The following is a 7,184-nucleotide window of genomic DNA, read 5'->3' on the forward strand; positions in this document are numbered from 1 at the left end:
GGGAATATCCCTATAGTTTTTTGGAAATTATCATTACCTTTCCTCTAAAAAAGCTTATGGCATCCACGAGTTTTAACTGATTATAGAGACATCTTTGCAGAACGGACGCATAAACAATCGGGCACGTGTGGTATTCCAATCGTGCCATGAAAGAGTAAAAATGTAACTTTTTCCTCTTCGAGCTTTAGAACTCAAACTGGTGTCCTACGCCGTCTGAAGCATTAGACTGTTTGTAGACAGAGTCTGCGCTACTACAAAGATAATGACCTTACAACAGACGGTATATTATAAACACCTGCGAAGGTGGTCATAATCATTTATGAGGGCTTTTCTTCCTCGTTTTCGAGTTGGTAGTCCTTGTATGTCTCGTTCTTTGTGAACATATTCCATATTGCGACAAGCATCTTGCGTGCTATTGCGACCCGTACTTTGAGTCCGCTCTTCTTTCTTACTACACAGAGTCTGTAAGAGAACTTGTTGTAGAAGCAGCCTTGAGTTCTGCTTGCTGCCCACGCACATTCAATAAGAACCTTCCTGAGATATTTGTTTCCATGAGTTATTTTCCTTGACTTGAACTTGCCGTTGCTCTCATCATTCCTTGGCTTAAGGCCAGCCCAGCCTATCAGCATGGCTGCCGTAATGAAGGTCTTCATGTCGACACCTGCCTCGGCTATTATCTGCATTGCAGACTGATCTTTCACACCTGGTATGGTCTGCAGTAATTCAAGCTGTCTCTGGTAGTGCTCCTTGCAGATTTCCCTCATTTTCAAAAGGCATTCAGCCTTGTGTCTTCTCAACATGTCGAGTTCTTCCTTGTACTGCTTGAGCAAGTCAATATCTGCCTGCCTTACCACTCCATCCAGGGATGCGACAATGGTGTCGCGCCCGCAACGCTTTATAGTTCTTCCATGGATAACCTTGACGAGTTCCTCCGCACGTGCCTCTCCCTCTGTGATCTTAGTAACAACTTCCCTGTAGGATTTGGTATCCACGTTTGACACATAGTTGCTGATACGTATATTGCAACGCTGCAGGGCCGCGTCCATCTTGTTCTGTATATAAACCATGTGTTTGTTAATGTCGAATATACGGCGGTTGTACTGGCGCAACTGCTGGATTGTAGCGTCAGGCACATAGCTGCCCCGGATGAGGTCCTTGCGGAGACAGGTCGCTATCCACTCTGCATCCTTAACATCACTTTTCCTGCCCGGAAGTTGTTTAATGGCATACGGGTTTACAAGATAAAGTTTGAAGTCGCTCTCCAGAACACGCCATATAGGCATCCAGTAAACGCTGGTGCTCTCCATGGCTATCTCGCCGACATCGTTCTCCACCAGCTTGTCGCGCAAGACGTCAAGGTCTCTGGTTAAAATTCCACATTTAAACTGAATTTTCTCATCGTTCCTTTTGTCAATACACACAAAAACATTATCTTTGTGCACATCGAGGCCACATACGTTTCTCATAGCTCTGAAATTTTTAGTTGAACATTGGGACACTAAGCCCGTTAATTACACACTAATTGGAGTAAGACTCCGCTATAAAGTTACTAAGAAATTGCGGCTTTCAGCCGCATCTCAGCAGTTATTTGCGTTGTGGCCTCAACTTTTTTATCCTACTGGTGTAAAATCTCAAAAATTTTATATAAGTTTGTACCATACATCAACAACGTATCTTATGAACAAAATCATTACGCTTATCATGTGGGTGGCTTTCTCCGCCACAGTGTCAGGACAAACAATAAAGGTAGAAGACCGTGTCAAGACACTTGAAGGAGAAGTAAAGACCCTGAAGGGTCAAGTTGAAATGCAGAATGGTCAGATGGCTTCAATGCAATCCCGACTTAACGAGCTCGCAGATCGGAATGCTGAGTACAAAAAGCAGTTGGACATTCGCCAGATTCTTTCCGTGACAGTGGATAGTGTCAAGTATGGAATTGGTTCAGCTGAAGGAAATGCCATAACTGGCAATATTGTTGTTACGCTGATGGCGCTTAATACTGGAGAGGATGCTTACCCAAAGATTCTTCATGGAGCGTCCCTTAATGATTATGACGGCAACATCTATCAATGCCCGGAAGATTCTGTTTCTGTGGGTGGACTTAGCAACTATGAAGTCCTCCGTAAAAATATCAATACGAAGATAATCCTAAAGTTCACGAATGTATCGGCAAACGCGCGTATTTCAAATCTCTCATTCTATGGAGGTGGCGGAACAACGCTCTTTAGCCTTCGTGACATTAAAATCGATTGGAAGTAAAAAACACAGCCGGTACCGTCAGCATGGAGGCTGATGGTAGCGGTCTTTGTTTGACTGGCATGTATATCGGCTAACGGGTGTAAGTCCCTAACAGGCCCCAGTAGTGGGAACTGTCCAGCCAGAGAGACAAGGGTGTCCATCGCGAGATGGAATCTGAAAGAAGTCAGCGGCAAACATCTGCCCCGACGTACAGAAACCTGATACCAAGGCTTACTTGCGAGGGTGAGGCGGCAAAGAGCGTCAAAGCCCTATAACTACTCGGAATCGCAAGGAGTAAATTAGGCGGGGATAAGGTGGAAAGTCGGTATACTTAACCAGTGAGGTCTCACGGACGCATGGGTGAAGATGAGTTATTCGATGCACCATGACGGAGTAAAGCTTGCCGTGAGAAGTCAGCAGAGGTCATAGTACCCAAGGCACGTGTGCCTATAGGGAAGGACTGAATCGCGCAGTGCAATAGTAAATGACTGCTACCTTGAGAGTCTTTTGTAGTCAGATGTCCGAAAAGGAACTCTCTATTCACAAGATAGGACGGAATCCGACAATAGAATAGAAGTGACGTATCTCGAAGGGATGGCTGAAAACAACTTGCCACACACCATAAGGTGTATAAGCGCGAAACCGCCGTATGCGGAACCGCACGTACGGTGGTTATTCCAACATAAATTTTATTCCAACCTTTTGACTTGAACTCCGATTATAGCCGTGATTCTTTGACATTAAAGTTGGAATAAAATTCATGATGACTATTAGCCAAATAGTTCACTTAGTTTTGTGGCCTTGCCTTTCCACTTTTTAGGCATCTGTCTGATATCTTTACTTTGAACTTCCATAATAGCCTTCTCTTTCATACCAGGCTTGACATTCAGATATATCATAGTAGTCTGGATATTTTTATGCCCAAGTTCTGTTGAGAGTTGTGCAATGTTCATTCCATCCTCAAGACGTTGAAGTGCCATTGCATGACGGAAGTGGTGCATATGTAAATCCAGTGGTACCTCTTCGCATTTTTCATGCGCTTTCACAGCATACGTCTTAAGCCTTTTTCTAATTGATTCTTGATTCAACTTCACGTATGGCCCTTTAACTCTTGAGTAGAACAAATACCGATTTCCATCTGTGTCGCATTTGTGAAACTTCTGTATGTATTTCATGAGATTGCCGGCCATTTTGCTATTTACATAGAGTGTACGATGCTTGTTCCCTTTGCCTTGAACCATAATGTACGGCTCGGTAGAGTTCAGACTTACATCTGAGAGTGTAAGAGACAGTGCCTCATTAATCCTACACCCTGTGCAATAGGCAAGAGACATTAGAATTACATCTCGGTAACAGGCATCTTTACTCACATCTGGTACGGATAGAATTGTTCTGATAGCGTTCTTGCTCAGACACACAACTTTTTCCGCATCATTTTTAATGCCATGCACTTCTTCTGCCTCCATAAAGAGCTTGCGATAAGCTACATCGCTAGACGCAACATATTTAAGAAATGACCTCACTGCAGACAACCTAACATTACAGGTTCTGGGCTTTAATCCTTCTCCTGCCATATTTGCTACCCATTCTGTCAGCAGGGTCTTGGAGAAGCCTGTGACGGAGCAGAATGTACCGGTGTTGAGACCTTTATTGTCTTCTAGATATCTCATTAGACATCTGAATGCCTCCTTATAGGAAGATATGGTGTGAGAGCTCAAAACCAAAGCGCTCTCACTTAGCCAGTCACGGTAAAGTCTGGCAAGCTGTAGAGCCTCTAAATCCTTTTTCCTCATAATCTTATGGCATTAATGGTATAACCTCTTCAAAAGTATTCCCGCTTTTTGATTCTATTATGCCACCATACTGCGGGACAAGTGCATAATAACCAAGAGTTCTTGACACTTTAGAGTGCCCCATACTGTTTTTCAGCGATACGAGGTTTTCGTTGGTCTCATACTCATGGTTCGGCCATGAGTTGATGTTCTCTATCGCATATTGGTGGCGAAGTTCCCTCGGGTATGCAGTGACTTTATTATATTTGTACCAACACTCTCTGAACTGAGCATCTAGCCACTTATCCTTCCTGTAATCATCATGGATATCAGGGAAGAACACATGACGATCTGGTATTAGCGAGTTCATGGCCTCGTCGTACATAGACATAATTTCACGCATTGTCTCATGCAGGACTATAATTCGCTCTCTGTAACCCTTAGTCTTTGTAATCCTTACGACTCCAGTCGTCAAGATTACTTCGTCTCTGTCAAGAAGTCTTCCCTCTACACAACGCATACCACTACTATACAGGAGCCTAAAAATTACTGGCACTTCCATCTTTCTCAGTTTCTGCTCCAAAGTCTTATAGTTTTTTATCTCATCACATGCTTTGAAAAAGTTTCTCAGCTCCGACTTAGTAAAATAGTGCGGTATAGAATTGCTCTCTACATAAGGTGGCATTCTTGGTATGATGAGATCTGTAAGGTCCATCCGTAATTTGATGTATTGCAGAAACGGACGTACCTTATTCAGACGTGATCTGTATGTCACAGCAATTTCGTTTACTCTTTTTTCCCACCACCAGTCTACCATCTCCTGAGTCAAATATTTACTTCTATCAAACTTTCTGACGCAAGCATTGAAGAAGTAGCGTACATCTTGCATGGGGCGTTCTTTCATGCCACAAGCACTGCGATAAGATGCGTAACTCTCGACTAATTCAGCAAATGTCATAATCGGCATACCTCGAACACCTCCTTTCCAATCGGGTAATCGCCTACGCTCAAGGCGCATTTCTTCAGTGATTTTTCGTCCGACTCCAGATATGCATCAACAGAATTAGGACTGTAATGTCCTAAAATCTCTGAGATCAAGGGCGTTGATGTTCCGCTTCTCAGAAGAGACATGGATAGATTGTGGCGTAGCAAATGGGGTCCCTTCCTTCCTCCTTCAACTCTTACCCCTGCACAACTGAGCACCTTCTCCACAATATCATATATGGTTCCACCTGAGAGTTTATTTGGAATTCGATTAGTTGACAAGAACAGATATGGCGATTCTGTATCTGGTCTTTCATGTTCAACATATTCAAGGATATAGTTACCGACTATTGGGAGCAACGGCAGCATATTCACTTTCCTTGTCTTTCCCTGTTTAATCAAGATAAGATCTTTATCCCAGTCAATATCATGCACCTCTAACTTTACAAGGTCACCCCTTCTTATACCTGTATAATAAATCAGTGTGAATATAGCCAAATCACGTTTGCTCAAGTTGAACGATCCAGGCGCTTCAAGCAAGGAGTCTATTCTTTGCTTTTCTTCATCTCTCAGATACGGGTATATCTTATGCCGTTTTCTGATTTGCGGAAGGAAAGAGAAAATAAACTTACAGGATGTGTTGTGACTTACTGACAAATAATCGAGAATGGAAAGCCGAATGATTTTTACGACATCATATCCTCGTATTACTGAGGTTCCATCAAAAAAATAAGATCGTATATCTTGCTCGCAGATATTCTTAAAAGTAGCAATACCTGCTCTTGTTAGATAAGCAAAGAACTTGATGAGCACACCTATTCTGCTATCAATGGTTGAAGCAGCCAAGCTCCGTCCTTTCCATTCCGTCCGGCATGTGTCGATGAAGCAGTTGAACTCAGGTGAAAATTGGCATGAACAACCCTTGTTGAGGAGAAATGACGGATGCCCCTTTGATGGCATTACTCCATACAGATCCAATGACTTAATTCTTCCAAGCATACCCCTTTTGGAACTCAGCGTAGCAGAGTTCTTGTATATAGGTACGACATGTGTCTCATAATACGATTCATAGGAATCTGCTTCTACAAAATGTGAATCTGAAATGAGCCTGTCAATCTCATGTAGAAGAACCTTAGTATAGGCTTGACTATATCCGTTTTCTTGTAAATATGATTTCAGACTGCTCTTTGTGCGTTTTAAATTCTCAATGTCCATAGGCAATTAATTTTTGGTGAATGCACAAAGATAATATTATTCCAACTAAAGGATAAGAATTTAAGCTGAAAATAAAACGATTACAATAAAAGGTTGGAATAAAAATTATGTTGGAATAACCACCGATATTCCAACGTTGGAATATCGGTGGTGTGGGAGGTCGGTAAATGTGAAAGTAGGAGGTAAATGCCTTTTATGAATAACATTTACCTCCTACCCGATTTATGTCTTTACAAGAGGGAGACGGCTTTACTCAAACAGCTGACTGATTATCTTTGCAATCTTCTCCAGTCCTGCTTTGTCAATGTCATCGAATGCACTATATCCCTTGCTGTCAACGTCAATGACGGCAACAACATCATCACCCTTGAACACCGGCACTACTATCTCTGACCGAGACTTCGATGAACAGGCGATGTACCCTGGAAACTGGAGAACATTAGGAACTACAATAGTCTGCATCTCTTCCCAAGCCTTGCCGCACACGCCATGTCCTTTCTTGATGGTATAGCAAGCCACATCGCCTTGAAAAGGACCAAGTTCAAGTATATCTCCTTTAACGATATAGAAGCCGCACCAAAAATAATGGAGGAATGACGAGTGGAGTAATGCTGATACATTAGCCAATACCCCAACATGATTGTCAACGCCCTCAATCAGAGATTCAACTTGGGGGATAAGCCGCTCATAGGTTTTAGCTTTCTCTATCTTGTTCACCTGCCTCTTGGTATGCTGCTCCTCGTTTATTTTCTTTTTGAAAGTATTCTTGTCCATATTATGATTCCAATATTGCAACCACAAAAGTACAATTGTTTTCTTGAATGTCCAATAATTTATGTACTTTTGTAACATCATTATGAAGCTGCGGGCAGTCATAGAACGGATTACGTATCAGAATGGCGAGAACGGCTATTCAATACTGAAGGCACGGGTGAAGGGGTACGACGACCTCGTCACCCTTGTCGGCAATATGCT

At 42.6% G+C, this 7,184-nt stretch carries 6 protein-coding genes; 1 reads left to right on the forward strand and 5 read right to left on the reverse strand.

Annotated elements, in window-relative coordinates:
* Positions 1–317: 317 nt before the first annotated feature.
* Complete coding sequence (locus tag G604_RS0108345) at positions 318–1,466, reverse strand: IS110 family transposase (protein WP_028910166.1); 1,149 nt, start codon at positions 1,464–1,466, stop codon at positions 318–320.
* Positions 1,467–1,677: 211 nt separating this feature from the next.
* Between G604_RS0108345 and G604_RS0108350 the strand changes: the two genes are divergently transcribed.
* Entirely contained in the window at positions 1,678–2,259 is a 582-nt protein-coding gene (locus tag G604_RS0108350; RefSeq protein WP_028910167.1) for a hypothetical protein, read from the forward strand.
* A gap of 749 nt (positions 2,260–3,008) precedes the next feature.
* On the opposite strand, the gene G604_RS0108355 is transcribed toward G604_RS0108350, so the two are convergent.
* From G604_RS0108355 to G604_RS0108370, 4 genes are all read right to left on the reverse strand, one after another.
* Positions 3,009–4,031, reverse strand: coding sequence for a tyrosine-type recombinase/integrase (locus G604_RS0108355; RefSeq protein ID WP_028910168.1), 1,023 nt, complete (start codon positions 4,029–4,031; stop codon positions 3,009–3,011).
* Positions 4,032–4,035: 4 nt separating this feature from the next.
* Entirely contained in the window at positions 4,036–4,968 is a 933-nt protein-coding gene (locus tag G604_RS0108360) for a tyrosine-type recombinase/integrase (protein WP_231376102.1), read from the reverse strand.
* A complete protein-coding gene (locus G604_RS0108365) occupies positions 4,965–6,209 on the reverse strand; it encodes a tyrosine-type recombinase/integrase (protein ID WP_028910170.1) in 1,245 nt (414 codons plus the stop codon). Before G604_RS0108365 ends, G604_RS0108360 begins: the two co-directional genes overlap by 4 nt.
* Positions 6,210–6,458: 249 nt before the next feature.
* Positions 6,459–6,983, reverse strand: coding sequence for a GAF domain-containing protein (locus G604_RS0108370; RefSeq protein WP_196801108.1), 525 nt, complete (start codon positions 6,981–6,983; stop codon positions 6,459–6,461).
* Positions 6,984–7,184: the final 201 nt, after the last annotated feature.

The sequence above is a fragment of the Prevotella sp. AGR2160 genome (genome assembly GCF_000424185.1).
In the GTDB taxonomy this organism is placed as follows: Bacteria; Bacteroidota; Bacteroidia; order Bacteroidales; family Bacteroidaceae; genus Prevotella.